Consider the following 25,397-nt stretch of genomic DNA (forward strand, 5'->3'; position numbering starts at 1 on the left):
CTATTCCTTCCGTACGCGCCGCTTTGCGAGCATTGCCCGCAAGGCCTGCTCGCCGAGCGGCTCGTCGTCGGGCTCGATCCTGAGACTGGCGCGCAGTTCGCTGCCGAACGCCGGATCCCAGCGCCAGTTGATCAGCGCGACGACGACAAGGCTGATGGCCGCGCCGACCGTCGCCAGCGCCATGTCCTTCTGCGCGTCCCACACATCGCCCTGCGCCCCCAGGAACGCCAGGCCCGCCGCCGGGTCGACGCGGGACGCCACCAGCCATTCGATGATCTCGTAGGCGCCCGAGAAGGCCACCACGAGCTCGAACGGAAACCAGTACGCCCACACGCCCCGCACCTTCGCCACGCGCATGAACATCTCGCGCAGCGGATACGCCAGCAGAAGGCCGAAGCTGAAGTGCACCAGCCGGTCGTACAGGTTGCGCGCGGCGCCGAACCAGTGCTGCAGGGTGTAGCCGAACGGAACCGCGGCGTAGGTGTAATGGGAGCCCACCACGTGCATCAGCATGAACGTTGTCAGCAACGTGTAGGACAGATTGGACAAGCGGAAATAGCGTCCGCTCAGCAGGATCAGCGGCACGAAGATGAAGACCAGGTAGTTTTCCAGCAGCCAGTCGTGCGGGAACAGCGGCGAAATCGCCGCCCAGGTCCAGACTGCGATGAACAGCAGCAGCAGGAAGGCGTGGTAACGCGTCATGCAGCGCACCTTGCCTATTGGTACAGCACCTGTGCCTTGACGTTCTTCGCGGCCTGAATCGCGAAGCGCTTGTAGGCTGCCGACATCTGCGGCGGGCAGATGTTGCCGGGGGTGCGGTCTTCAAAGGTCCGCTTCACCGTCAGCGTCTGCCCCTTCAGGCGGTACTCGGCCCGGTACGCCAGAAAATCGTTTTCAAGCTGCATGTCGTCCGGAATCGACAGGATCCGCATGTTCTCCGGCAGTTCGTAGGCATATTCCTCGACCGAGATACCGCTCCAGCAAACCGTATCGACCGTATCCTCCGGTGCGGTCGCCGCCGCCAGGTAGAACTGGACGGGGGCCTCGGTGCTGAAAAGCGGAAATATGCGGAACGCACCGGGGCCCGGCAGCTGCACCAGATCCTTCAGCGCGAAATCGACCTGGTAGTGGTAGCTGTCGAGCAACGCCTTGGGGTCGTCGAGGCGGGCCTTGCCACTGCCGATGTAGCCCATGTTGCGGAACACTCCTTCGACGACCTCATCCAAACGATCCTTGGGCATCTCGCGCAGTGCAGCACGCGTGCTGGCGGCAAACATCCCGCTCAGGCTCACGTCGATTTTCCCCGTGGCCTTGCCGTCAGCATCGATCCGGACCGTGGTCTTCATGGTTTGCCGGTTGCTTCCGACCGGCGGAACAGGCGTGCGCAAGCCCTCCCTGAAATGGTCCACCAGCAGTGCCTGCTTGCCGATGTCCGACGCGGGAAGCATGCCGAAGGGTGTGCTCGGCGACGTGGCATCCGCAAACATGTCGAGCACCGGCAGGTAATTGATCACATGATTGACGCTCGCCACGACCGGAATCTTGGGCAGGCGATAGAGCGCACCCGCATTGACGAGGGCCTGCGTGCTCTCGATCCCCCTTGCGGCAAGCAGCGCCTGCAGCAAGGTCGCGTGATCCTTGCAGTCGCCCATCCGATTGTCGAGGATGAACGTGAGATCGTGCGGCACCACAGCGCCGACGCCGATGCAGTTGCCGGCATAGGAAATGTTCGTCGCCACCCAGTCGTACAGCGCCCTCGCCTCTTCGCGGGGCGTCTCGTGTCCCCGTGCAATCTCGTCGGCAAGCTTCTGCACCCGATCGCTGACGACGGCCTTCGGGCGCGCCCGCGTCCCGTAGGCCGCAGCGATCTCCGCGTATGACCGGAACGTCGAATAGGCGAAGCCCGGCTCCTGCTCGACGTCATACACGGACCAGTCCTGGCGCGTGCTGCGCGCAGCGTGCTTGTTCGAATACGACCATTGCAGCCTCAGACGCCCATCCTTCTCGCTACGGTGCTCCGCCATCTGGCGCGCCTCGTACTGTGCCCACAGCGAGACGGGTGCGTCGATCGTGACCTGGACGTCATCGTAAGCAAGCTGCCTGGGGAACGCGTTCATCACGGAGAACTGCCCTGGGAACATGGGCTGGAGTTGGGTCAGGCGGTAAGCAAGCGCGACCGAGTCGCCCACGCCCACCTCCGGAAACACGACCGTGAGCGTCGCGATGTCAGAAAAAACCGGTGCGTCCTTGTCGCGGCCGCTGTTCGCTTCGAGCTGATAATTCGTTTTCGGCACCTCGATCCTTCGTCCGTTCGCCTTCAGCGTGTAGGCGTGAAGAATCTCGACTTTCTGAATGCCGGCGCTGTAGGAAATGCGCTGGCTCTTGGCGCCTTCGATCGCGCGAGTCTGCAGCACCTTCGTCGTCCAGTCATGCGTTTCCACATGGGACGCGTCAGCGTTGAGATGGTAATCGGCGTAATAGTGGGTGATGCGGCTGTCCAGCTCGGGTTCGCCGCTGGCGGCCGCCCCTGCGCGGAAACTGGCGGCCAGCAAGGCCGCGCACACGAACACGGATCGTTTCAGCATCTCCTCCCCCTCTCTTGTTGTATGGATGGTGGGCTGCGCAAGCGCAGTGCGCGAAGTATGCCAGAATGCACCTGCGCGCCTGTAGGCGTCATGGCAAGTCCCGCAGCGACCAGCGGGGCGCCGCCGATATCACCATGCTCGCTGGCAGGCTCAGAACCCGCCGATATACGCGTAGCCGTCGTTCTGCAGCTTGACCAGGCGCGTGTAGCCGTCGTGCACGATGGTCACGCCCGGCAGCACGTCGTCGGCGGTCCAGCCCTTCGATTTCATGACGCTGTGGCAGATCTCGACGCTCACGCCGAGCCCCAGCAGATCCTGCACGATCTTCGCGTTCAGGTTGACCGCGAAGGGATCGTCGACGACGTCGCGGTAGGTGCTGTCGATGAGCAGGTACTGCGCCGCCTCGCCGTGCATCACGAGATGGATGTCGAGCTGCTTCGGCGCGACGCCCTGCTTGCGATATGCCTCGATCAGCCCGCGTGCGTAGAACAGCCCCTTGCTGATGCCCGCCGCGACGTCGGCCGAATGGATGTCGTACACGACCTTGTAGTGCGCATGCGGGTCGACCGTCACCAGCGTGCGGGTCGACAACGAGGGTTCAAGCTCCTGCGCGGACGCAGCGCCCGCCAGCCCGAACAGGCACAGCGCCGCGCAGGCGATGCGGATGACATTCATGACGTTCCTCCGGTTGCGATGATCGATGGCTCATTTTCGATGATCGCATGCCGGCGCAAAAAAAGTGGGCGGTTTCCCGCCCACCTCGCGATGCCGATCGATCGGGCAGGACCCGGATGCTCAGGACATCTGGTGGCCGAAGCGATGGTCACGTGCGCGCAGGTGCAGCGTTTCCGCGTCGAACACGTGCTGCTGCTCCGCATTCAGCTGCGCATAGAAGGCCCGGGTCGCCGCCGCGCGTTCCGCCAGCTGCGCGCGGCGGCGATCCGCCATCGCCTGCATGCGATCGAGCCGTTCCGGCGTGCTCAGCTTTTCCCATTGCCCGCGCATCGCCTGGCGGTCGACGGCGTGGTGGTGCGTGGCCGGCTGCGTCGATGCGACGTACGCATTCCACGCCGCTTCCTGCCCGGGTGCAAGCTTGAGCTTCTCCTTCAGCGCAGCGAGACGGGCGCTTCGCTTGGCCGTCCATGCGGTGCGGGCGTCGGGCCCATGCCGCGCTTCGCAGCGCGGCGTGTCGCCGCCGCGCTCCGCCGACACGGCGTAGGCCGACGCTGCCAGAATGCCGCCGACGGCAAGCAGGCCGACGGCCGCCGCGCGCTTCGCAAGGGTGCTGGGATTCGATTTCATGGCGATCTCCTATCGGGATATGCGGGGGAACTGTCGTACCAGCCGGCACGGCATGTAAGGCATTCTCGGCAGGCCACGTAACTGCCGGATTTCCGGTCCGGGGAGAAATGTAACCATTTGTATCGGGCGAGCGGACGCGCGGGCGGAGCGCCTATAAAAGAAGCGAGGCGGATCGCGCGGGTCGCCCGTGCCGCTCCGCGTTCCGCTATCCGACCAGGAGAGAGCCATGAGCCCGAAACGCCCGCTGTCGATCGCCACGCTTCTCGCCGCGCTGCTTTCGGGGTGCGTCGTCACCCCCGCGCACGGCCCCGGTTACGTAGTGGCGCCCGCGCTGCCGCTGGTAGTGGAGCTCGGCGTCGAGCCCTACTACTTCCACGACGGCTTCTACTATTACTACCACGAACGCGATCACCGCTGGAGCTACGCGCGCGACCGCGCGGGTCCATGGCGAGATCTGCCGCACGACCGCTACCCGCGGGAGATCCGCTATCGCGATCGCGACCACGACCGCCGCAACTGACCGGCCGCGCGACTCAGCCGCGGCGCAGCTGCATGCGGTAGACCAGCGCCATGATCGCGAGGTTGGCCGACTTGGGCAGTTCCCTGAACTGCAGCCCCATGCTGTGAACCGGCTTGCCCTTCTCGGTGCGCGACTCGGCGCAGCGCATCACCGCATCGGCGGCGATCTCCTCGACGAGGTCGTCGCCCATCCGGATGCTGAAGCCGACGACGAAATGGGCGTTCGGCCGGCAGGCCATGGGAGCCGGCAGCACGAGCTTGGCGCCGCCCACGCTCAGGTCCTTGATGACGACGTCGACCGCGCGACCGCTTTCCGGGTCCTGCAGCGTGGCAGGCAGGTCGACCGGCGCGCGCAGCGCCTTGCGGATCTTCGTCGCGTACACGAGCTTGGGATATTCCAGGTGCAGATGCGGCATCGGCTGGATGTGCGACACGAGCACGCGCGTGCGGAAGCTGTACAGGCTCGTGCCGGAGAACGTCTTGGCGTTGAACAGCGTACCGTCCTTGACCAGCATCGGCTTGCCGGAAACCAGCGGGGTCGCGACGACGATGGCGCGGTTCTTCAGGTAGCCGATCAGCACGGCGGGCCGGTCGTCCGCCACGACCTCGAGGGCCGGGTGCAGCTGCAGGATCTCGCCCGGCTGCATCGCGAGATCGTCGAAGGGAACGGGATCGCCCGGCAGCCGCGACTTGCCGTCGTCCTCGCTCGGCCCCAGGCCGCCCGGCGGAATCACGACGCCCGAACCGGAGTCGGTCCGCCGGGCGTCTGCGCCGCCCCGGCGGAACAGGCCGCGCGCGACCATGGAATCGATCTGTCCCTGGCTGGCCGGGGCCACGCCCTCATTGAGCATCAGCGTGCCGCTCGCGTCGTAGACGGCCCACGACAAGGGCCGCCCGACCGCGATCTCGGACGCGTGCACGGGAATGATGTTGTGCGGATTGCTCATGGGCATCGCACCGCGATGGTGTCGTCGTTCTCCGTTGTTCGGCCGTGCGATGGCCGTTTTGGTGTTCTCCTTGCTTAACGGCTGATTTGATCGGATTTGTAGGGCGCAGGCGCAGAAATTCCTGCTCCGGGCGGTGCGGCACCTCAGGGTGCCGGATTGGGATATCGCAGATGGATGCGTTCGACCTCCGCCAGCACCTCCTCGGTCAGCGCGACGCGGGCTGCATCCAGGTTCTCCCTCAGCTGCGCCAGCGAGGTGGCGCCGATGAGGGTGCTCGCCACGCACCAGCGCGCGTAGACGAATCCGAGGGCGAGGGCCACGGGACTGAGCCCGTGGCGCCGTGCCAGCTCGGCGTAGGCGGCGACGGCGGCGGCCGTGTTCGGCTTGCCGTAGCGCGCCGCGAAGCCAGGAAACTGCGTGACCCGCCCGGCGGCCTGAGGATCGCGCAGGTATTTCCCCGACAGCAGCCCAAAGCCGAGCGGCGAATACGCGAGCAGGCTGAGGTTTTCGCGGTAGCCGATCTCGGAGAGGCCGCCCTCCCAGCTGCGGTTGAGCAGGCTGTAGGCGTTCTGCACCGACACCGGGCGCGGCACCCCCAGCGCGTCGGCCAGGCGCAGCACCGTCATCACGCCCCACGGCGTCTCGTTGGACAGCCCCCAGTGGCGCACCTTGCCGGCGCGGATGAAATCCCCCAGCGCCGCCAGGGTCTCCTGCAGCGGCACCGTCTCGCGCTCGCGCGACGGATCGAAGTGGACGCCGCCGAAGACCGGCACGTTGCGGTCCGGCCAGTGCAGCTGGTAGAGGTCGACGTAGTCGGTCTGAAGGCGCCGCAGCGACCCCTCGAGCGCACGCGCGAGGTTCGCGCGATCGAAGTCGAGCCGGCCCTCGCGGATCCAGTCGAGCGTGCGCCCGGGGCCGGTCACCTTGGTCGCGACGACGATGCGGTCACGTGCCTGGCGCTTCAGCCAGCTGCCGACGTAGCGTTCGGTCAGGCCGGTCGTCTCGGCCCGCGCCGGAACGGGATACATCTCGGCGGTGTCGAAAAAGTCGATGCCCGCATCCCGCGCGTAGTCGAGCTGTGAATGCGCCTCGGCCTCGCTGTTCTGCTCGCCGAAGGTCATGGTGCCGAGGCCGATCGCGGTGACGGACAGGTCGCTGTTTCCAAGCACGGCTCGCTTCATTGCAGATTGCCCTCAAGTTTCAGGTTTGCGCATCGATAACACTCTAGCCGGGCAGGCGTCATCGACGCCTCCGGGCCACGCTGTCCGACCCCCGCGAACGCCATCGGTTCACGCGATGCGCGGCGGCCGGACCGGACAATACGAACAACCCTTCCGAGGACCCCGATGGGCAAGGAAACCTTTCTCGCGCGGCAGCCCATCGTCGACGCGAAGCACCGACTGCTCGCCTACGAACTCCTGTTCCGGCAGTCGATGGCGTCCGTCTCGGCGCAGATCTCGAGCCCGCTGCAGGCGGGCGTCGAGGTGATCGGCAACACGCTCTGCCTCGGCCCCGACTGGCTGCTGCAAGGCAAGCTCGCCTTCATCAATCTCGACGAAGCCACGCTGATGAGCGACTTCGTCACCCTGCTGCCGCCCAGCCGCGTCGTCTACGAAATCCTCGAGACGGTGCAGGTGACCCCGGTCCTGGTCGCCCGCATCCAGGAACTCCGGCAGCTGGGCTACCGCTTCGCGCTGGACGATTTCGTCTGCCTCGACGAGTACCGCCCGCTGCTGCCCCTGGTCGACTTCGTGAAGCTCGACGTGCTCGAGCAGCATCCCGAGAAGACCGTCGAGATCATCGCCCACCTGCAGCGCCAATTCAGCGGCCACTTCATCGCCGAGAAGGTCGAGACGCGCGAGATGTTCGAGCTCTGCCGCCGCTGCGGCATCGAATACTTCCAGGGCTATTACTTCGCGCGCCCCGAGAACCTCGCCAACAAGCCCATCCAGCCGGGCCAGCTGGCCGTGCTCGAGCTGATGGACACCGTGCGCAGGAGCGAGGATCTCGGCGAGATCGAGGAACCGCTGCGCCGCAACGCCGCGCTTACCCTGCGCGTGCTGCGCTTCGCCAATTCCGCCCATGCCGGGCTTGGCCAGCCCGTCCACACGGTGCGGCAGGCGCTCGCCCTGACCGGCCTCAACACACTCTACCGCTGGCTCGCCCTGCTGCTCGTCACGGCCAACCCCGCACCCGGCAACGCGGTCCTCGCCCGCACCGCCGTCGCACGCGGTCGCCTGTGCGAGCTGCTGGGCCGGAACCGCGTCGACCGCGCGGCGCAGGACGAGCTCTTCATGACGGGACTGTTCTCGCTTGCCGAACCGCTGATGGAAGTTGCCCTCGCCCGCGTGCTCGATCTGCTGCCGATGCCGCAGCCGGTCGTGCAGGCCCTGCTCGAGCGCGACGGCCCCTACTCGCCCTTCCTCGCGCTGACCGAGGCCTCCGAGCACCGCGACTTCGAAGCGATCGCCTGCCACGCCCGCGCGATCGGCTGCAGCCCCGAGGAAGTCAACCTCGCCCAGCTGCAGGCGCTGGCCTGGGCCGAGGAAATGGCCCACGAGGCCGGCGCGTAGGGTTCGTCCGCGGGCGCCTGCCCGGCGGGATTTTCCGGCTCGGCGCCGCGCGCATCAAACTCACGTCCCCCGCCATCCCGCCGCGCCGCATGGGCGCGCGCCGTGTTCGACTGGCGCTGCCACCAGGCCTGCATCGCGCCGGCCAACATGATGACCGCCGCCGCGATGATCGGCATCGGCCCCTGCCCGATCGAGGGCTTCAGCCACGACAATGCGGAGGCCGTGCGGAACGAGGCCGGCCTGCGGGAAGGCGGCCGCTTCGGCCTCGCCGTGATGGTCGCGTTCGGCTACCGCGCCAACCGGCAGCCGGCGAAGACGCGGCAGGCGCTGGATGTGGTGCGCAGGATCTGGGGATTCGCCCGGCGCCCTGTCAGCGCTCGAACACGAGGCTTTCGGAACGCGCCCCGAGCTGCGTCAGCGCGCCGTTGACCGCGTCCATGAACGGGGGCGGCCCGCACACGTAGAAGCGCTGGTCGAAGTCGCCGACCGTCTCTTCGAGGAAGGCCCGGTCGACCCGGCGATGCACGTATCCCGGCGCCGCGACGCCGGTGGACAGCAACAGGCAGCGCTCCCCCAGCAGATGGCGCAGCTCCTTCTCGCAGATCACGTCGCGCGGCGACTTGCTGGAGAAGATCAGCGTCTGCTTCGCGAGCTCCCTTCGCCGCGCAAGGTCGCGCAGGATCGCCAGGAAGGGCGTGATGCCGGCACCCCCGGCGATGAACACGCCGGGACCCTCGTAGCGGATGGTGCCGAACGGTTCCGACATCAGCAGCTTCGCGCCGGGCTCCAGCGCGTGCAGCGCCTGGGTGACGCCGGCGTGGTCCGCGTAGCCCTTGATCGTGAACTCCAGCACGCGGTCGTCGGCCAGCCCGGTCGGCGTGAACGGCCGGCCCTGCTTGGCGAGGCCGGGGCGATCGATCGCCAGCTCGACGCCCTGCCCCGGCACGGCGGCAAACCCCGGCGGCTTGCTGACGATGAAGCGCTTCACGTCGTGGGTGACGAACTGACTCATGAGCAGGTTGACGTTGTGGTTCATGACTTGAATCTCCGCTGGACGGCAGCTTCCAGCTTAGACGTCCGGACGGCCGCAGCAAAAAAAGACTCAGTATCCGCGCGGGTTTGGCGCCCTCCGCGAGCGGCTGGCGTCCATTCCCTGCGCCGGCTTGGCATAATCCGGTCCTTTGCCTTGCACCGGACGACCGTGCCCCCGCGGCTGCCTCGAGAAACAACCATGCTGCCTTCCATCGAACACCGCCTCGCCGCCGAGCTCGCGGCCAAGCCCGCCCAGATCGCCGCCGCCGTCGCGCTGCTGGACGAGGGCGCGACCGTGCCCTTCATCGCCCGCTACCGCAAGGAAGCGACCGGCGGGCTTGACGACGTCCAGCTGCGCCTGCTGGAGGAGCGCCTGCGCTACCTGCGCGAACTGGAGGCGCGCCGCACCGCGATCATCGAATCGATCACCGAGCAGAACAAGATGACGCCGGAACTGCTGCAGGCGATCTCGCTCGCCCCCGACAAGGCCCAGCTCGAAGACCTCTATCTGCCCTACAAGCCGAAGCGCCGCACCAAGGCGCAGATCGCGCTGGAAGCCGGCCTCGAGCCGCTGGCCGACGCGCTGCTCGCCGACCCCACGCTGAGCCCCGAAGCGGAGGCGGCGACGTACCTGTGCGGGCCCTTCACCACAGCCGACGGCGACAACCCCGGCGTCCCCGACGCCAAGGCCGCGCTCGACGGCGCGCGCCAGATCCTCACCGAACGCTTCGCCGAGGATGCGGGCCTCCTGCAGGCGCTGCGCGAGTATGTGCAGGAGCACGGCGTCGTGCAGTCGAAGGTGATCGAAGGGAAAGAAACGGCGGCCGAGAAGTACGCCGACTACTTCGACTATGCGGAGTCGATCAACACGGTGCCGTCGCACCGCGCGCTGGCGGTCTTCCGCGGCCGCCGCGAGGAGATGCTCGACGTGCGCCTGCGCCTCGACAGCGAAGAGGAGAAGCCGGGCTGGAGCGCGCCGCACAACCCCTGTGAGAACCGCATCGCCGCCCGCTTCGGCATCCAGGACCAGGGGCGTCCGGCCGACCGCTGGCTGATGGACACCGTGCGCTGGACCTGGCGCGTCAAGGTGTCGATGCACCTGGAGACCGAGCTGATGGGCGCCTTGCGCACGCGCGCCGAGACCGAAGCGATCCAGGTATTCGCGCGCAACCTCAAGGACCTGCTGCTCGCCGCCCCCGCCGGGCCGCGCGTGACGATGGGACTCGACCCCGGCATCCGTACCGGCGTCAAGGTCGCCGTGGTCGACGAGACCGGCAAGGTCGTCGATACCGCCACGGTCTACCCGCACCAGCCGAGGAACGACTGGGACGGTTCGCTCCACACGCTGGCGAAGCTCGCCGAGAAGCACGGCGTGTCGCTGATCGCGATCGGCAACGGCACCGCCTCGCGCGAAACCGACAAGCTCGCGCGCGAGCTCATCAGGCAGCGCCCGGAACTGAAACTCACCAGCATCGTCGTTTCCGAGGCCGGCGCCTCGGTGTATTCGGCGTCCGAGTTCGCCTCCCGCGAGCTGCCCGAGCTCGACGTCTCGCTGCGCGGCGCCGTGTCGATCGCGCGCCGCCTGCAGGACCCGCTCGCCGAGCTGGTGAAGATCGACCCGAAGTCGATCGGCGTCGGGCAGTACCAGCACGACGTCAGCGAATTCCAGCTGGCGCGCTCGCTCGACGCCGTCGTCGAGGACTGCGTGAACGCGGTCGGCGTCGACGTCAACACGGCGTCGGTGCCGTTGCTCGCGCGCGTCTCGGGCTTGAGCAGCAGCGTCGCGCAGGCCATCGTTTCGCTGCGCGACGCCAAGGGCCGCTTCACCAGCCGCGCGCAGCTGCGCGACGTGCCGCGCCTGGGCGACAAGACCTTCGAGCAGGCGGCGGGCTTCCTGCGCATCATGGACGGCGACAACCCGCTCGACGCCTCCGCCGTCCACCCGGAGTCGTACCCGCTGGTCGAGCGCATCCTCGCCGACATCCGGCAGGACCTGAAATCGGTGATCGGCAACGGCGCGCTGCTGAAATCGCTCAAGCCGGCGAAATACACCGACGAACGCTTCGGCCTGCCGACCGTCACCGACATCCTCGGCGAGCTCGACAAGCCGGGCCGCGATCCGCGCCCCGAGTTCACCACGGCGAGCTTCAGGGAAGGCATCGAGACGCTCGCCGACCTCAGGCCCGACATGATCCTCGAAGGGGTCGTCACCAACGTCGCGGCGTTCGGCGCCTTCGTCGACATCGGCGTGCACCAGGACGGGCTGGTCCACATTTCCGCGCTGTCGGACAAATTCGTGAAAGACCCCCACAGCGTCGTCAAGGCCGGGCAGGTCGTGAAGGTGAAAGTGCTGGAAGTGGACGAGAAGCGGAAGCGCATCGCGCTGACGATGCGGCTCGCCGACAGTGCCGCGCAGGCAAGCAGGAAGCCTCAGGCGGGCGAACTCGCGCCGCGGGACACGCGCGGCCAGGGCAAGGCAGCCGATGGCAAACGAAATCGTGCGCCGGCCCGCGTGATGGACGGTGCGATGGCTGCCGCATTTGCGAAATTGAAGGGGTGAAGCAGCGGTGCAGGACGCCGCGATTCCATCCGGCGATCCTGCCAAAGCGCCGGCCCGCCTGGCGCTACTTGCGGAACACCCCGAGCTTGCCCAGGATGAAGATCAGCAGTGCGGCTCCGGCGAACGCGACGATGAAGCGCGCGATGCCGCCGACGGCAGCGAAGCCCAGCAGCCCGGCGATCCAGTAGCCCAGCATCGACCCCACCACCCCCACCACCACGTTGGCGATCCAGCCCATCTGGGCATCGGTCTTCATGGCGATGCTGGCCAGCCAGCCGACGATGCCGCCGATGATCAGCGAAACGATCCAGCTCACGTGCGATCTCCTTTCATGCGTCGAAGCCTTGCCCTGCGCCCGCATGGCGCCGCCGGACGCTCGTCCCGCGATCCGCCGACCATCTGCAGAATGTCGTCGAGCGGGTTGCCGTCGCCATCCAGATCGAGCATCGAGGCCAGACCCGACGCGGCATCCCGCTCGTCTTGTTTATAGCAGGCCGCGCGGCGGGGCCGGCGCGACTGCCGCCTCCGCCCCGGCAATCCGCCTGAGCGCGACCGCGTCCTTGCTTCGGGCGCACCGGTTCAATCAGAATGGGCGAGGCGCCCGCCGGTCGATGGCTTCGATCGGGCACCGGCGCCGCCAGACAAGGACCGATTGCCATGCACCGCATCCTCGCCATCCCGCTTTTCGTGCTGGCCGCCCTGCTCACCCCCGCCCATGCGGACGACGGCCTCGAAGTCATCAGCCTGCAGCACCGCAGCGTCGAGGACATGCTGCCTCTCCTGAGGCCGCTGCTCGAGCCCGGCGGCGTGTTGACCGGCGTGCACGGCCAGCTGATCCTGCGGGCCTCGCCGTCCAACCGTGCACAGATCAGGCAGGCCCTCGCCGCCCTCGACATCCCCTTGCGCCAATTGCGCATCACCGTCCGGCAAAGCCTGGAACGCGCCGTCGACACCCGCGAAGCCGAGTTGCACGGCCAGGTGGAAAGCGGCCCCGTCGAGCTGCGACTGCCGACCGGCGGACGGGGCGGCGTCCGCGTCGAGGCCGGCACCGCGGGAACGCGCATCGGCGCGCGTCTGGCAGACCGCACGGTGGAGCAGAACAGCCGCGTCACCCAGCAACTTCAAGTCACCGAAGGCAGCCAGGCCTACATCCGCGCGGGCATCAGCCGGCCGTTGGCCCGGCGCGAAACGATCCGGGGCCTCTACGGCCGCGAAGTGCGCGACAGCGTGGTCTACCAGGACATCGGCAGCGGCTTTCAGGTACAGCCTCGCCTCGTCGGCGATCGCGTCAGCCTGGACGTCACGCCGGTCCAGCAGGTCATTTCGGCGACGGACCCTCGCGTGGTCGCCGGGCAGCAGATGCACGTCACGCTCACCGGCAGGCTGGGCGAATGGATCGAGGTCGGCGGCGGCGAAACGGACGACGCGCAGCGCGACCGTGCCCTCGCCTACTCGCGTGCCACCGACACCCGGCAGGCCCAGCGCGTCTGGCTGAAAGTCGAACTGGTCGACGAGTGAGCGCAGGCCCGAAGCGCGGCAGCAGCGGCCTGGCGAAGACAAATCAGCCGGGCCCAGGCAGGCGCGGACGCCCCCTCAGAGCGGGCCGTGCAGCTTCGATGACTCGACGTCCAGTACGCGCGCCCGCAACTGGCCGCAGCCGCCCTCGACGTCCTGCCCCGCGGAGTGGCGGAGCTTGGTCAGCACGCCGCGCAGGTGGAGCGCGCGCGCCATCGCGGCGGCGCGCTCCCAGCTCGGGCGGCGGAAGCCGTCGCCCGAACCTCCCTCGACGCTGTTGTAGGGAATCAGGTTCATCACCGCGTACTTGCCGGCCAGCAGGCGTGCGATGCCTTCGAGCTCCGCCTCGCTGTCGTTGACGCCTTCGAGCAGCGTCCACTGGACCTGGATCGGATAGCCGCTGCGGCGCGCGTAGGCCTCGCCGAGTTCGACCAGTTCCTCCGGCGCGATGTCGGGCGCCTTCGGCAGCAGGCGGCGACGCAGCGCGTGATCGGTGGTGTGCAGCGAGAGCGCCAGCGCCGGCTTCACCTTCGATTGCGGGAGCCGCTCGAACACGCGCCTGTCGCCCACGGTCGAGAACACCAGGTTCTTGTGGCCGATGCCGCCCTCGATCCCCAGAAGCTCGATCGCCTCGAGCACGTTGTCGAGGTTGTGGGCCGGCTCGCCCATGCCCATGAACACCACCTTCTTCACCGGCCGCCGGCGCCTGGCCAGCACCACCTGGGCGACGATCTCCGCGCTCGTGAGCTGGCGCAAGAGGCCCGCGCGGCCGGTCATGCAGAACACGCAGCCCACCGCGCAGCCGACCTGCGTCGACACGCACACGCCGTCGCGCGGCAGCAGCACGCTCTCCACCGTCTGGCCGTCGGCCAGCCGCACCAGGAGGCGCGCCGAGCCGTCCTCGCCGGGGTGCTCGGAATGCACCCGCGCCAGGCCGCCCAGTTCGGCGAAGAGGCCGGGCAGCGCGTCACGCACCGCCAAGGGCAGGAAATCGTCAGCGCGCCGACGCTTGTTGTCGAGCGAACGCACCTGAACCCACGCCCGCAGCACGCGACCTTCGTGGCAGGGCGCGGCGCCGAGGTCGCGGAGACGTTGACGGAGTTGCGGGAGTCGCATGGCGGGCCGGATGGTAGCACGGGGACCGGGAGCCGCCCGGGGCACGGCGCCGTTCCAGCATTGCCGCTGGCTTTGCGCGATGTCAGCCATCGAATCCGCCCTCACGCTGATGACGCACGGCGAGCACGATCGCCACGTCGCGTTCGACATCGAATCTGTAAAGCGCCACGTAGCCTGTGCGCCCGCGCGAAATCAGCAGTTCACGGTAGCCGTGTTCCGCTGGCCGGCCGACGAGCGGATGCTCCTTGAGGATGCGCAGCCCGCCGAACAGCAACTGGGCCGTCGCCGCGGCGGCATCGGGGTCCGATTCGATCAGGAAGGCGGTGAGGCGCTCGACGTCCTGCAGGGCATGCGGCGCAAAGACAAGGCGCGCCACGGGCTCAGAGCTTGACGGCCTTGGGGCGCCTGGCGCGCTTGCCGGCGAGCGTGTCCTGCAGATAGCAGAACACCGCGTCGGCATCGTAGACAACGCCGTATTCGGCAACGTCCTGCTCCGCTCTCACCGCCGCGTCGACGAAGGCGCGCCGCCGCTCCGCCAGCGCGGTCTGCGCGGCCAGTGCGTCGACCATGAAGGCATGCGGCGTCTTGCCGGCATCGGCCGCAACGGCAGCGATGCGTTCCTTCAGATCGTCGGGGAGTTTGAGGGTGGTGGTCGACATCGGCTGTGCCTCGGCTGCAGGTGACACCAAGGTAGCACCCTGCGCCTGCAACGTCAATGCAAGGTTGGCCCCGCCACCTCCCGTTCAAGCCGGCTACTCGGCACCGGCATGCGCCCGCACCGCATTGCGGCCCGCCGCCTTGGCGTCGTACAGCGCCGCATCGGCCCGGCGCACGATGTCGTCGATGCCGGTGTCGCGCGGGTGGCAGCGGCACAGCCCCGCGCTCGTCGACAGACTGACGCTGCCGTCCGGCGTCTGGACGCGCACGCGATTCACTTCTTCGCGAATCTTCTCGGCCAGCACCATCGCCTCGTCGGGCGGCGTGGCCGGCAGCAGCACCCGGAATTCGTCGCCCCCCGCCCGGGCCAGGATGTCCTGCTCGCGCAGATTGGCCCGGACCGCCTGAACGAAGCTGCGCAGCGCTTCGTCGCCCGCCTCGTGGCCGAACGTGTCGTTGATCTGCTTGAAGCGGTCGAGGTCGAGCACCAGCAGCGAGAACGCCGCACCCGTGCGCTTGAAGCGCGCGAACTCCTGGTCGGCCAGTTCGTAGAAGGTGCGCAGGTTGACCGCACCGGTCAGGAAATCCTCCCGCGCCGCCAGGGCGAGTTCGTTCTCCAGGTTCTTGCGCGCGGTGATGTCGAGGATCACCCCCGAGATGCCGTCGGGTTCGCCGTCCGCGCGGTAGAACACCGACTTGTAGAAGATGACGTCGTGGACGTTGCCGTCGGCATAGCGCACGTTGGTCTCGTAGGTCTGCATCCCGCCGGCGGCCAGCAGCTCGCGGTCGGCGCGCTCGTAGATGGCGGCAAGCTCGGGCGGCGCGACGTCACGGACCGTCGCGCCGACGATCTTCGCGCGCGGCAGGCCGATATAGCTCTCGAACGCGCGGTTGCAGGCGATGTAGCGGCAGTCCGCGTCCTTGATGAAGATCGGACTCGGCAGCATGTCGATCGCGTTCTGGATCCGCCGGAGCATGTCCGGGTCGGTTTGCTCGTCTGTCAATTCCCCCACGCCTCCCCTTTTTTTCTTCCGCCTCGCGCGCAAACGCGGCGTCCGCCGCGCAACGCCGGCCTTCGCCATCGCGCCGGGGCGTCCGACGATTTTATCGCAGCGCCGCCGTCGCTTCGGCACTGCACACAAATTGTGCTTGCATGCGCGCGACAATCAGCGCATAGTCCGGTCAGCGACTTTCAAGTAGTCCTGTTGTTGTCTGGTTCTCTCCTGCGTCCTGCAGGTTTCTCCTTCATCACCTGCTGTCTTGACCGTCGTCCCCAATGGGGGCACGTCCCCCTGCATTCAATTTTTTCAGGATATACAGACATGGCAACAGGTACCGTGAAGTGGTTCAACGATTCCAAGGGCTTCGGCTTCATCACCCCGGAAAGCGGCGGCGATGATCTCTTCGCCCATTTCTCCGCGATCCAGGGCCAGGGCTTCAAGACCCTGACCGAAGGTCAGCGCGTCAGCTTCGACGTCACCGCCGGCCCCAAGGGCCAGCAGGCGTCGAACATCCGCGCCGCCGATTGAGCCGCCAGGCAGGCACGCCGTGCCTGCCGCGCGATCAAGGGTCGTCGCGCCGGGCCTGCGCCCGCTGCGCCGTCCCTCCGGAAAGCCCGGCACCTCGCCGGGCTTTTTCTTTTCATCGATTTCCCCCGGAGATGCCCTCATGGCAAAAGAAGAACTGCTGGAAATGCGCGGCGTGGTCAACGAAGTGCTGCCCGATTCCCGCTTCCGCGTCACCCTCGACAACGGCCACTGCCTCGTCGCCTACACGGCGGGGAAGATGCGCAAGCACCACATCCGCATCATCGCCGGCGACAAGGTTTCGCTCGAGATGTCGCCCTACGATCTCAGCAAGGGCCGCATCACCTTCCGCCACATCGAAGGCCGCAGCGGCCCCGCCCCCGCACAGCCGCGCCGCAAGCACTGATCCCACCCTGCCCGGCCATCGCGCCGCAACCGCCGCGGCTGCCCGGCTCCCGGCGATTCCTCATTCGCCCCGGGACGCCGGCAGGCTCACCAGGACGGCGCCGCCTTCCTTCTTGTCGACCACCAGCGCGCCCTTCCTGTGCGCGTCGTCGAGGATCTTGCCGAACGCGCCGTAGCCGTACTGCGACTCGCTGAAGCCCGGGTGGACCCGCTTGATCGTGCTCTTGATCAGCGAAGCCGACATCGCGCCCTCGCCGCCGCGCTCCGCGACCAGCTGCTCCAGCGTGCTCACCACGATGTCGATCGCGCGAGCCTTCCTGTCTTCCGGGCCCGGCTCGGCCGGCGCGGCCGCCTCGTCGGCCACCTGCGGCCGCCCCCGGCGCCGGCTGGCCGGGGCCTTGCCGGGCGCTTCGACCGCCGCGGCTTCCTTCGCCGCAGCCGGCTTCTCGGGCGCAGGCTTCTTCGCCGCCTTGCGCGGCGCCGGCTTCGCCTGCACCAGGTCCTCGTAGAAGATGAACTCGTCGCAGTTGGAAATCAGCAGCGACGACGCCGAACCGCGCACCCCGATGCCGATCACGCTCTTGCCGTTTTCCTTCAGCTTGGAAATCAGTGGCGAGAAATCGGAATCGCCGCTGATGATCACGAAGGCGTCGATGTGCGACTTCGTGTAGCAGAGGTCGAGCGCGTCGACCACCATGCGGATGTCCGCCGAGTTCTTGCCCGACTGCCGCAGGTGCGGGATCTCGATCAGCTCGAACGCCGCCTCGTGCAGGTCGCGCTTGTAGTCCTTGTAGCGGTCCCAGTCGCAGTAGGCCTTCTTCACCACGATGCTGCCCTTGAGCAGCAGCCGCTCGAGCACGGGGCGAATCTTGAAGTCGGGAAAGTTGCCTTCCCTGAGCCCGATCGCGACGTTCTCGAAATCGCAGAAGACGGCAAAATTGTGTGTCTCGGGTACGGCCATGGTCGGTTCCCCCTGATGTCCTGGCGTTCACTTTAGCCGCAAACGCCGGATTTCGGCGGCCGGCCGTGCAGACGCAGGGCCGGCCCCGCCGCGTTTGACCGGATAATGCGGGGAATCCACGCGCAACCCGACAGAGGAAAACCCGCCATGCCCTTCATCCGGATCTTCCCCCTGCAGGAAACCGAAGCCGTCCGGCCCGAGGACTTCGGCCGCGGCAACCCGGCGCGCTGCCACGCCGAGCGCCGCATCGACGCCCGCGAGATCTGGCTCGCCCTCGGCCAGATCGCCGCCTGGGAGGAATGCCCGCTCTACCTCATCTGCGCCGCCGAGCCCAACGGCCTGGTCAACGGCATCCGCATCCGCCTCGCCGACGGCGGCACGCTGGTGGTGCCGGACGATCCGGAGGACGAAGAACTGGGCTTTGCCGCCGCGCTGGAGCAGGCGGCCGGCGGGCGGATCGCGGAAATGGGCTACTCGCGCTATCTGGGCGAGTTGACGCGGGCGAAGCTGATTTGAGCGAATGCCTTCTCGGAAGCGGATGAAGAATCAATCGAGCGCGGCTCGTTTGATTCCGCCTTCATGCGCGCGCCGCCTGGGTGGCCAGCGACTCATGCAATGGCGGGCCGTCTCGTGGTGCGGAACGCCATGAACAGAAGGCCCGGCAAAACGAGCGAAAGCGTTGCGGGCGCCGGAACGGGAGACACGGCTGCAAAGCTTGCAGTCGTCGAGACGACCGACAGATCCGGCAACCCGAGGACCCTGTCGTCGGCATCGTAGATGAATCCGGACCCGGAACTGTAGAGGATGCCCGGCTGAAAACCGGCCGAGCCCAGCGGGTAATCGAGATACTGCAAATCAGCGAGCGAATGGGTAAACGCCGGGATGAACGAGTTGCCCGAGTAGGAGATTTGGTAGCCGGTAACCTCGCCCGCTGCGAAACTAATGTGCCCGTCGTGGTTGAGATCCTCTCCCTCGAAGAAGCCCGAGACCACCCCGCCCGGATACCACGGCGTCGACCCGATCCCCCATACGTACGGGCTGAAACTCCACCCCGGCTGATTGATTGAATACGTCATCGGCGCTGCGCCAGCGAAGCCGGGGGAAAAAGCCATCCAGGCCATGGCGACAAGTAGACCACGACACACGTGCATTATTTTCATACCTTCCTCCCCCCAGGGTATTCGTTCTGTCTTGTTCGAGTCGCTGCCGGCGATCGACAGCCACCGGCCGTCAAAAGCAAGAGCCGTTCCCCCAATTCGCGCAGCGCGCCAACTCCTTGTTGCGGTGAGGAAATTATTCGGGAGACGAGAGGGTCGCCCCTCGTATGTGTAAAGGATGTCGACACGGTTCATTGAGTCTGTGCCGGCCCGATTTGTTTCGGTGTTCGCACACCGCTCGGTGGCCGGGTCCTGCAAAGCAACATTCTCACGCCCCGTTTCATCGATTCATCTCGGAAGAACGTCACCTCGACACGGGCGAGGAACGCGGTCTTGCAAAACTGACCCGGACGGCTTGCGGCGGCGTGCCGCGGCCTTTAAGGTTGCATTGCCATCCTTGATCGGAGAACCCGCATGATCCTTGCCGCAATCCTCCTGTTCGGCCTGGCGGTGGCGCTGGGCCTATGGCTCGTCGTTCTGGGCGTGCGCCATCGACGCAGTTCGCGGCCCCTGGCGGCGGCGCACGCCGGCGTCGCCGTGCTCGGCCTCGGCCTGCTGGCGAAGCAGATCTCCGGCGGGCCTGTCCAGATGCTGGTCAACGACGCGGCGCTGCTGTTCGTGCTGGCCCTGTCGGGCGGGCTGGTGATGCTGGCCCTGCGCATCGGCAATCGCGAACATCGCTCGCCGCCCCCGATGATGGGCGTCGGCCTGCACGCGGCCATGGCGCTGTCGGCGCTGCTGCTCCTGGTGCTGGGGTACGCGCATCGCTGAGTCCTTCGGCGCTCGGCCATGCAGACCGGGGGCTGCCCCATTGTTGTTACTATTGGCACTGGCCAACGACCGTGTTTCTCAATTCACCGAAAAGGAGCGCAACGTGAACGCACGACAACTCATTGCCAGCCTGGGGCTCATGCTCGTCGCCGCAGTTCCTTCGACTGGTTTTGCACAGGGCAAGGCGGTGATCACGTCGCCCGCGGATGGCGCCACCCTGGACGGGATGAGCGAGAACCGCGTCGCCTACGAGGTGGTGTACGGCCCGCGCGGCGATCACGCCCACCTCTACGTCGACAACAAGGAGGTGGCGATATTGCGCAAGGCCAAGGGCAGCTACTTGCTGGAAACCCTGTCATCCGGCAAGCACAGTCTGTGCGTCAAGGTGGTGAACAAGGCCCACGTGCCCATCGGCATCGAGCAGTGCATCCAGGTCACGGTGGACTAGGCCGTGTCACCGGAAAACCTCGCCTATGCCCTGACCCAGGTGGTGCACAACTTCGGCGCCGTCGCCGTGCTGGGGGGCGCGGCATTCGCGCTGTGGCCCGCGCCCCGGCTCGAAGCCGGGCGCGCATTCGCCTGGCTGATCCTGGCTGCCTGGGCCGCGCAGCTTGCCAGCGGCGGCGTGTTCGGTCTCGTCAGCTACCACTACTACGGCGAGACGCCGGATCTGAGCAGCGTCGCCATGACGGCCCTGGTCGTCAAGATCACCGCGGCGGTCGCGGGCGTGCTGCTGTCCGCCCGCGTTCTCCTGCGCGGCCGGCAATGGCGCCCCGATGCGATGAAACGCACCTTCCAGGGCCTGGCTGCGCTGGGTGCGGTGGCGCTGACGGCTGCCGCCTTCCTGCGCTGGTTTTCCTGAATCGCCCGAGACGGATTGATCGGGCCGGCCCGATGAAATTCGAAGCGGATTCCCCCCCGTCGACAACGTCCCGCAAGGCCAGGCAGCGCCAGCCGGCGCAGCGCCGAGCGCTCGTTTCGCGGCCCGCGCGACAGGCCCGGTTCGGCCCCTCGCATGACCGCTGAAGCCCTCCCCGTTCCGGCCCACCGCCTCCAGTTGTTGAAGGGCTTCGCGGCTGCGGCCGCGGTCGTCGTGGTCTGGTCCGGGTTCAACATCGTCTCCCGGCTGGGCGGCCGCAGCCCGTTGACGCCCTACGACATGGCGGCCGCACGCTTCGTCTTCTCGGGGATCGTGTGCCTGCCGTTCGTGCTGGCCCGCTGGCGGCGCCTCCCGTGGCCGCGGCTGGCCGTGCTGGCCGCGTTCGGCGGCATGAGCTACGGGCTGTTCGTCTACGCGGGCTTTTCGCTGGCGCCGACCGCGCATGCGGGCATCCTGGTCAATGGCGGCATTCCCTTCGCGACGGCGTTGCTCGCCTGGCTCGTCCTCGGGCGCCGCCCCGGCATCCGCTCCGAGTTCGCCCTGCTGGTCGCCGGCCTGGGCATCGTGCTGATCGGCCTCCACAGCTTCGGCCAGTTTGCCGGGGCGCCCGCCCACCAATGGGTGGGAGACGTGTTCTTCCTGCTGGCCGCAACCTGCTATGCCTCGTTTGGCCTGTTGCTCAAGCACTGGCACGTCTCGCCCCTCGACGCGACGATCGGCATCGCGGTGATTTCGATGGCCTGCTACGCGCCGGTCTATCTCGCGTTCCTGCCCAAGGCCATCGCCACCGTTCCCCTGTCCTTCGTCCTGCTGCAAGGCGTCTATCAAGGCATCCTCGCGGCCTCGATTGCCGGCCTGCTGTTCGCCTACGCCATCCACAACATCGGACCGCAGCGCGCCACCCTCATGCTGGCCATGGTTCCCGGCATCTCGGCCGTCGCCGCCGTCCCCTTGCTGAAGGAATCCCTCGATGCCGTGACCATCGCCGGCGTCGTGCTGGTGACGGTCGGCGCGGCGCTAGGCGCGACGCATCAATCCGCAAGATGAGGATGAAGGAGACCGTTCAGTCATGAATCCGAGGGACCTGGAACTGCTGGTCACCCGGGAGATGCCATTTGGCATGCACAAGGGCCGAATCATTGCGGACCTGCCTGGCAACTACCTCAACTGGTTCGCGCGCAAAGGGTTCCCCCCGGGGGAAATTGGCCGCCTGCTGGCCCTGATGCAGGAAATCGATCACAACGGCCTGGCGGACATCCTCACCCCACTCAGGCAGCGAGCAAGCAAACCTCCCGGGCGCTCTGATCAAGCGTGATTTCAGACGGATGGCACGCCTCATCAGACGGGTCGTCGGCCTTGATTCGAGCCAGGCCCCTTTGATGCAGCTTCAGCCCCGCGCCGATCAGGCCCAGGCCCGACAGCACCGCCAACCCAAGCCGCCGCTCCGGCGTCAACCACCCCGCGTCGAGGGCCAGCCGGATCAGATGCGCCACCGCACGCACCGGCGCCGTCGCCCCGGCCCACCCGAGGATCTGCGTCACGGGGATCTCGCTGCGCTCGGACGGCATCGGCGCGGGAGCGTTGTACTGCGGGTCCATTACGCGGCGTGTCGGCGCCGGCGGCGTATAAGCCGGCGGCATCTCCCGTGCAGCGGCAGCGGGGATTTCAGCAGTCGCAGGCGCCGCCGCTTGCGTGGCCGGCATCGCCGGCAACAGGCGTTCGATGCGCTCCAGCCGCGCCTCGCCTTGCGCGAGGCGTTCCTCGAGGGTTTTCATGTGTCGCGCCTCCCTGTGTTTTCATCGTTGAGCGTTCGCGTTGGCCTTGGGTCAACGTTGCCTCTTGGCCCTACAGCCTGAGCTGACGGAGATTTAGCGGACACTCGCAAATGGCGACAATGGCCAGGGAGATATCAGATGGAAAAGTCACCTAAAGGATCGTGCTGACCGGACGTCAAACGCCGGCATCCATTTCGGATATCCAAAGGGAGGCGGGTCCAGTGCCCCCTGTTGTTCCGTTATTTCGTCAAAAAAGGGAGATTGTCATGAAAGCCATACATGGATTGTTTGCGGTGTCCTTGATCTGTCTTGCGACAGCATCTGCTCGAGCCGAGGACGTTGTGCAAGTGTCTTCGCTCATTCCCTATCAAGGCGACGATGTCGCGAATGAAGCCGTCCGCAAGGAATGCGACTGGAATACCACCATGCCGCGCTATCTGGCAGCGGAGTCCGATGGACGTGTGGTCGTAGCGGAGAAGGAATCCAACACGAATACCGGAAAAAGGCTGGTACTGGTTGCCACGCATCTCCACACGCTTGGCGGCGGAGGCTGGACGGGACCGAAGTGGCTCGTGCTGGAAGGAAAGCTCATGCAGGGGAATAAACTGCTGGGGAGCTTCGAAGTCAGGCGCCAGACGATTGGCGGCTCGTTTCGAGCTTGCTCGACATTGACGTCGCTTAGCGAGGAAATTTCAGATGACATCCTGGAATGGCTGAAAGAGCCGGGTCTGAATGCCAAATTGGGCGACGCCGGCTAGCCGGGCAGACCTTGGCAAAACCGGGGGAAAAACAAACAGGCCGATTCACCTATGATCGGAATGGCAGAATGCACAAGGACCCTGAGCTGCGGCGACCCGCCTCAACCCGGCGTCGCCGGTCGATTCAAGACCGTCGTTGACGGCAACCGGAATGGAGACCACATGATTCCACGTTCGACGCACGGACCCCATTTCCTGACGTGGTTCGCATGCATCCTGCTCCTGTTCACCTGCCTTGCTCACGCAGCGGAAAGGAAAGCAGGCGCTTTCCATGGCGCGGTCCAGACCGAATACCCAAGCTGGTTCAAGTCAAGCTTCCTCAACCTGCGGGAAGACATTGCAGAAGCCCAATCCAAAAACAAGCGCGTGATGCTCCTGTTCACGCAGGACGGCTGCCCCTACTGCCATGCCCTGGTCGAACGCAACCTTTCGCAAAAGGACATCGAAACCTACCTGCGGAAACACTTCGACGTGATTGCCATCAACATGTGGGGCGACCGCGAGGTCGTGGGGCTCGACAACCGGTCCATGACCGAGAAGCAGTTTGCCGCCCGCCTCAAGGTGCAATTCACCCCCACCATCCTGTTTTTCGACGAAGCCGGGCAAACCGTACTGCGGCTCAATGGCTACATCCCGCCCGCCCGCTTCATGACTGCGCTGCAGTTTGCGGCGCAGGGCGCGAAGGAATCCGACTACCTCGATTACCTCGCAGCGCACCAGCCGCCTGCCACGGGCAGCGAATTGATCGATGAACCCTTCTTCAGGAAGCCGCCCTTCAATCTCGTGCGCAAGGGCGGCAAGGACAGGCCGATCGCCGTGTTCTTCGAGCAGCGCGACTGCCCGGCATGCGCCGAATTGCACCACCGGATCCTGTCGGACAAGCAGACGCGCGGCATCATCGCCGGGTTCGATGCGATCCAGCTCAACATGTGGTCGGACACGCCGCTGATCACCCCGCAGGGCAAAGCCACCACGGCGCGCGCATGGGCCCGGGCGCTGGACATCAAATATGCGCCCTCGATCGTGCTGTTCGATGCGAAGGGCAAGGAGATCATCCGCTCCGAGGCCTATTTCAAGCTGTTCCACACCCAGGGCATTTTGACCTACGTGCTGAGCGGCGCGTATGAAACAGAGCCGAGCTTCCAGCGCTACCTGTCCGCCAAGTCGGAACACCTGCGCGAACAGGGCCAGGATGTGGACATCTGGCGCATGGGCGACGAGCCCGCGGGGAAAAAATAGACGCGCGCGAATTCACGCGAACGGCCCGTCCGGGCCGTTTTTTATGGGTAAGGCCAAGGCCCGTCGAACGGGTGGAATGATTTCGCGCCTGGCGCCTATAGTGATTCCAGAACGGCAGAAGTCTTTTTTCAGCATGAGGAGCATGCGCATGAGCCTTAAGGACCTCGACCCCAACATTCTCCTGATCTTGATCGGCTCCTTGTTCGTTCTGATCGGCGCGTCCGGAAAGATCTTCATCGAGAAGTTTTCGGTTGTCGTGGCGTCGGCCGGCTCGCGCATCCTCGTCGTCGTCATCGGCCTGGTCATGCTGGGGATCGGCGTCGTCGGCCCGGGCAAATTCTTCAGTGGTCAAATTGCCGGCCCGGCCGCGTCGAAACCCGTGCCGCAACCGGATTCCGCCCAGATCAGGCCGAGCTTCGACTGCGCACGCGTGACCAGCAAGGCGGAGCAGATGGTGTGCTCGTCGCAGGAACTGGCCGTTCTCGATCTCAGCGTCGCAAACGCGTACCGGGATGCCATGGCGCGCCTTCACACCGATTACGAGCGGCGACAGCTCAAGGCTGCCCAGCTCTTCTGGCTGCAGGAAGTCCGGGGCAAATGCCAGGATGCAGCGTGCTTGAAAGAAGCGTACGAGGTCAGGGAAAGGCAGTTGCGGGAGGCCAGTCACTGACATGAGAGGCCGTCCCACTGCCTCCTTGATCATCCGGGCCTGGCCCCTTTAGTTCCGTGCCTTGATTGTTCATTGAGCGCCAACATAGGCCGCGTAAGTCTGCTGGACGATCTTGCCGTCCTTGACCAGAAACGTGTCCGTTCCCAAGGGAATCAGCTCGCCGACACTCCATACGATATAACCCACCTCGCCATGCGCCTCCTGGGTGCGCATGCGAAAGATCTCGAGCGCCCGTTCGGGCAGATTGCCGAGGAAGGCTTCGAAGAAACGCCGGATTTCGTCGACGCCGCGGTAGACGCGATCCGGCGCATGCAGAACGGCGTGCTCGTCATAGTCGTCGGCGATGGCAGCGGCGCCCTGGTTGGTCATGAATGCATGAAGGTGACGGTTCATCACGCTCAGGGTCTGGTTGGTGGTGGTGTTCATGATCTTCTTCCTCACGGTTGGTG

Annotated in this window: 32 protein-coding genes and 1 pseudogene; 16 read left to right on the forward strand and 17 right to left on the reverse strand. The window is 66.4% G+C overall.

Features of this window, described 5'->3' with window-relative positions; all coding sequences use genetic code 11:
• The 4 genes from VA613_RS10690 to VA613_RS10705 all read right to left on the reverse strand — a co-directional run bounded on the left by VA613_RS10690 (position 1) and on the right by VA613_RS10705 (position 3,887).
• The gene (locus VA613_RS10690) at positions 1–702 is read right to left on the reverse strand and encodes a DUF2238 domain-containing protein (protein ID WP_324779001.1); all 702 of its coding nucleotides are present in this window, start codon (positions 700–702) and stop codon (positions 1–3) included.
• A gap of 14 nt (positions 703–716) precedes the next feature.
• Positions 717–2,585, reverse strand: a complete 1,869-nt coding sequence (locus VA613_RS10695) for a DUF3857 domain-containing transglutaminase family protein (RefSeq protein ID WP_324779002.1) — start codon at positions 2,583–2,585, stop codon at positions 717–719.
• Positions 2,586–2,735: 150 nt separating this feature from the next.
• Entirely contained in the window at positions 2,736–3,260 is a 525-nt protein-coding gene (locus tag VA613_RS10700; RefSeq protein ID WP_324779003.1) for a DsrE family protein, read from the reverse strand.
• 120 nt (positions 3,261–3,380) lie between these two features.
• Positions 3,381–3,887, reverse strand: coding sequence for a Spy/CpxP family protein refolding chaperone (locus tag VA613_RS10705; RefSeq protein ID WP_324779004.1), 507 nt, complete (start codon positions 3,885–3,887; stop codon positions 3,381–3,383).
• A gap of 226 nt (positions 3,888–4,113) precedes the next feature.
• On the opposite strand from VA613_RS10705, the gene VA613_RS10710 reads away from it, so the two are divergent.
• Complete coding sequence (locus VA613_RS10710; protein WP_324779005.1) at positions 4,114–4,407, forward strand: hypothetical protein; 294 nt, start codon at positions 4,114–4,116, stop codon at positions 4,405–4,407.
• A gap of 13 nt (positions 4,408–4,420) precedes the next feature.
• Here the strand turns inward: VA613_RS10710 and VA613_RS10715 are convergent, their stop codons facing one another.
• Entirely contained in the window at positions 4,421–5,353 is a 933-nt protein-coding gene (locus VA613_RS10715) for a flagellar brake protein (RefSeq protein WP_324779006.1), read from the reverse strand.
• 143 nt (positions 5,354–5,496) lie between these two features.
• Positions 5,497–6,534, reverse strand: coding sequence for an aldo/keto reductase (locus VA613_RS10720; protein ID WP_324779007.1), 1,038 nt, complete (start codon positions 6,532–6,534; stop codon positions 5,497–5,499).
• 165 nt (positions 6,535–6,699) lie between these two features.
• On the opposite strand from VA613_RS10720, the gene VA613_RS10725 reads away from it, so the two are divergent.
• Together VA613_RS10725 and VA613_RS10730 are read left to right on the forward strand one after the other, a co-directional pair.
• Positions 6,700–7,926 carry an EAL and HDOD domain-containing protein gene (locus VA613_RS10725; protein ID WP_324779008.1) on the forward strand — a complete coding sequence of 409 codons (1,227 nt, stop codon included), beginning with the start codon at positions 6,700–6,702 and terminating at the stop codon, positions 7,924–7,926.
• A 93-nt stretch (positions 7,927–8,019) separates the two neighbouring features.
• Positions 8,020–8,355, forward strand: a pseudogene (locus tag VA613_RS10730) (nitroreductase family protein); the annotation flags it as partial.
• On the opposite strand, the gene VA613_RS10735 reads toward VA613_RS10730, so the two are convergent.
• Positions 8,297–8,962, reverse strand: a complete 666-nt coding sequence (locus VA613_RS10735; RefSeq protein WP_324779009.1) for a ferredoxin reductase domain-containing protein — start codon at positions 8,960–8,962, stop codon at positions 8,297–8,299. The pseudogene VA613_RS10730 and the gene VA613_RS10735 overlap by 59 nt on opposite strands.
• Positions 8,963–9,157: 195 nt before the next feature.
• Here VA613_RS10735 and VA613_RS10740 point away from each other — a divergent pair, with 195 nt between their 5' ends.
• Complete coding sequence (locus tag VA613_RS10740) at positions 9,158–11,518, forward strand: Tex family protein (RefSeq protein WP_324779010.1); 2,361 nt, start codon at positions 9,158–9,160, stop codon at positions 11,516–11,518.
• A gap of 64 nt (positions 11,519–11,582) precedes the next feature.
• On the opposite strand, the gene VA613_RS10745 is transcribed toward VA613_RS10740, so the two are convergent.
• Both VA613_RS10745 and VA613_RS10750 read right to left on the reverse strand, forming a co-directional pair.
• Positions 11,583–11,834 (reverse strand): GlsB/YeaQ/YmgE family stress response membrane protein, encoded by a 252-nt coding sequence (locus tag VA613_RS10745; RefSeq protein ID WP_324779011.1) that lies wholly within the window; start codon positions 11,832–11,834, stop codon positions 11,583–11,585.
• Complete coding sequence (locus VA613_RS10750) at positions 11,831–11,965, reverse strand: hypothetical protein (protein WP_324779012.1); 135 nt, start codon at positions 11,963–11,965, stop codon at positions 11,831–11,833. The genes VA613_RS10745 and VA613_RS10750 overlap by 4 nt, the downstream gene beginning before the upstream one ends.
• Before the next feature lie 210 nt (positions 11,966–12,175).
• Here VA613_RS10750 and VA613_RS10755 point away from each other — a divergent pair, with 210 nt between their 5' ends.
• Positions 12,176–13,036, forward strand: coding sequence for a secretin N-terminal domain-containing protein (locus tag VA613_RS10755; RefSeq protein ID WP_324779013.1), 861 nt, complete (start codon positions 12,176–12,178; stop codon positions 13,034–13,036).
• A gap of 75 nt (positions 13,037–13,111) precedes the next feature.
• Here the strand turns inward: VA613_RS10755 and VA613_RS10760 are convergent, their stop codons facing one another.
• The 4 genes from VA613_RS10760 to VA613_RS10775 all read right to left on the reverse strand — a co-directional run bounded on the left by VA613_RS10760 (position 13,112) and on the right by VA613_RS10775 (position 15,810).
• The gene (locus tag VA613_RS10760) at positions 13,112–14,149 is read right to left on the reverse strand and encodes an RNA methyltransferase (protein WP_324779014.1); all 1,038 of its coding nucleotides are present in this window, start codon (positions 14,147–14,149) and stop codon (positions 13,112–13,114) included.
• An 82-nt stretch (positions 14,150–14,231) separates the two neighbouring features.
• Positions 14,232–14,525, reverse strand: a complete 294-nt coding sequence (locus tag VA613_RS10765) for a type II toxin-antitoxin system RelE/ParE family toxin (RefSeq protein ID WP_324779015.1) — start codon at positions 14,523–14,525, stop codon at positions 14,232–14,234.
• Between the two features lie 4 nt (positions 14,526–14,529).
• Positions 14,530–14,808: a CopG family ribbon-helix-helix protein gene (locus VA613_RS10770; RefSeq protein WP_324779016.1), complete on the reverse strand. Its 279-nt coding sequence runs from the start codon at positions 14,806–14,808 to the stop codon at positions 14,530–14,532.
• Positions 14,809–14,901: 93 nt separating this feature from the next.
• Positions 14,902–15,810, reverse strand: coding sequence for a GGDEF domain-containing protein (locus VA613_RS10775; RefSeq protein ID WP_324779017.1), 909 nt, complete (start codon positions 15,808–15,810; stop codon positions 14,902–14,904).
• A 318-nt stretch (positions 15,811–16,128) separates the two neighbouring features.
• On the opposite strand from VA613_RS10775, the gene VA613_RS10780 reads away from it, so the two are divergent.
• A complete protein-coding gene (locus VA613_RS10780; protein ID WP_324779018.1) occupies positions 16,129–16,335 on the forward strand; it encodes a cold-shock protein in 207 nt (68 codons plus the stop codon).
• Positions 16,336–16,474: 139 nt separating this feature from the next.
• A complete protein-coding gene (infA, locus tag VA613_RS10785; RefSeq protein ID WP_324779019.1) occupies positions 16,475–16,738 on the forward strand; it encodes a translation initiation factor IF-1 in 264 nt (87 codons plus the stop codon).
• A 60-nt stretch (positions 16,739–16,798) separates the two neighbouring features.
• On the opposite strand, the gene VA613_RS10790 is transcribed toward infA, so the two are convergent.
• The gene (locus VA613_RS10790) at positions 16,799–17,698 is read right to left on the reverse strand and encodes an NYN domain-containing protein (protein ID WP_324779020.1); all 900 of its coding nucleotides are present in this window, start codon (positions 17,696–17,698) and stop codon (positions 16,799–16,801) included.
• Positions 17,699–17,845: 147 nt separating this feature from the next.
• Here VA613_RS10790 and VA613_RS10795 point away from each other — a divergent pair, with 147 nt between their 5' ends.
• A complete protein-coding gene (locus VA613_RS10795) occupies positions 17,846–18,214 on the forward strand; it encodes a hypothetical protein (RefSeq protein ID WP_324779021.1) in 369 nt (122 codons plus the stop codon).
• A gap of 92 nt (positions 18,215–18,306) precedes the next feature.
• On the opposite strand, the gene VA613_RS10800 is transcribed toward VA613_RS10795, so the two are convergent.
• Complete coding sequence (locus VA613_RS10800; protein ID WP_324779022.1) at positions 18,307–18,819, reverse strand: hypothetical protein; 513 nt, start codon at positions 18,817–18,819, stop codon at positions 18,307–18,309.
• A 450-nt stretch (positions 18,820–19,269) separates the two neighbouring features.
• Here VA613_RS10800 and VA613_RS10805 point away from each other — a divergent pair, with 450 nt between their 5' ends.
• The 5 genes from VA613_RS10805 to VA613_RS10825 all read left to right on the forward strand — a co-directional run bounded on the left by VA613_RS10805 (position 19,270) and on the right by VA613_RS10825 (position 21,821).
• On the forward strand, positions 19,270–19,626 hold the full coding sequence (locus VA613_RS10805; RefSeq protein WP_324779023.1) for a hypothetical protein: 357 nt from the start codon (positions 19,270–19,272) through the stop codon (positions 19,624–19,626).
• Positions 19,627–19,729: 103 nt separating this feature from the next.
• Positions 19,730–20,074, forward strand: coding sequence for a hypothetical protein (locus VA613_RS10810; protein WP_324779024.1), 345 nt, complete (start codon positions 19,730–19,732; stop codon positions 20,072–20,074).
• A 3-nt stretch (positions 20,075–20,077) separates the two neighbouring features.
• A complete protein-coding gene (locus tag VA613_RS10815; protein WP_324779025.1) occupies positions 20,078–20,488 on the forward strand; it encodes a hypothetical protein in 411 nt (136 codons plus the stop codon).
• Positions 20,489–20,641: 153 nt separating this feature from the next.
• Positions 20,642–21,553: a DMT family transporter gene (locus VA613_RS10820; RefSeq protein WP_324779026.1), complete on the forward strand. Its 912-nt coding sequence runs from the start codon at positions 20,642–20,644 to the stop codon at positions 21,551–21,553.
• 22 nt (positions 21,554–21,575) lie between these two features.
• The gene (locus VA613_RS10825; protein ID WP_324779027.1) at positions 21,576–21,821 is read left to right on the forward strand and encodes a DUF3820 family protein; all 246 of its coding nucleotides are present in this window, start codon (positions 21,576–21,578) and stop codon (positions 21,819–21,821) included.
• On the opposite strand, the gene VA613_RS10830 is transcribed toward VA613_RS10825, so the two are convergent.
• Positions 21,775–22,281, reverse strand: a complete 507-nt coding sequence (locus VA613_RS10830) for a DUF2339 domain-containing protein (RefSeq protein ID WP_324779028.1) — start codon at positions 22,279–22,281, stop codon at positions 21,775–21,777. The two genes, VA613_RS10825 and VA613_RS10830, sit on opposite strands and share 47 nt — an antisense overlap.
• 266 nt (positions 22,282–22,547) lie before the next feature.
• On the opposite strand from VA613_RS10830, the gene VA613_RS10835 reads away from it, so the two are divergent.
• The 3 genes from VA613_RS10835 (at position 22,548) to VA613_RS10845 (ending at position 24,948) form a co-directional block, all read left to right on the forward strand.
• Entirely contained in the window at positions 22,548–23,039 is a 492-nt protein-coding gene (locus VA613_RS10835) for a hypothetical protein (protein ID WP_324779029.1), read from the forward strand.
• Between the two features lie 51 nt (positions 23,040–23,090).
• Positions 23,091–24,278: a thioredoxin fold domain-containing protein gene (locus tag VA613_RS10840; RefSeq protein WP_324779030.1), complete on the forward strand. Its 1,188-nt coding sequence runs from the start codon at positions 23,091–23,093 to the stop codon at positions 24,276–24,278.
• A gap of 148 nt (positions 24,279–24,426) precedes the next feature.
• Positions 24,427–24,948: a lysozyme inhibitor LprI family protein gene (locus VA613_RS10845; RefSeq protein WP_324779031.1), complete on the forward strand. Its 522-nt coding sequence runs from the start codon at positions 24,427–24,429 to the stop codon at positions 24,946–24,948.
• Positions 24,949–25,017: 69 nt separating this feature from the next.
• Here VA613_RS10845 and VA613_RS10850 read toward each other — a convergent pair whose 3' ends face one another.
• Positions 25,018–25,374 carry a nuclear transport factor 2 family protein gene (locus VA613_RS10850; protein WP_324779032.1) on the reverse strand — a complete coding sequence of 119 codons (357 nt, stop codon included), beginning with the start codon at positions 25,372–25,374 and terminating at the stop codon, positions 25,018–25,020.
• Positions 25,375–25,397 lie beyond the last annotated feature (23 nt).

It is taken from the genome of Thiobacillus sp. SCUT-2, assembly GCF_035621355.1.
Lineage (GTDB): Bacteria > Pseudomonadota > Gammaproteobacteria > Burkholderiales > Thiobacillaceae > Thiobacillus > Thiobacillus sedimenti.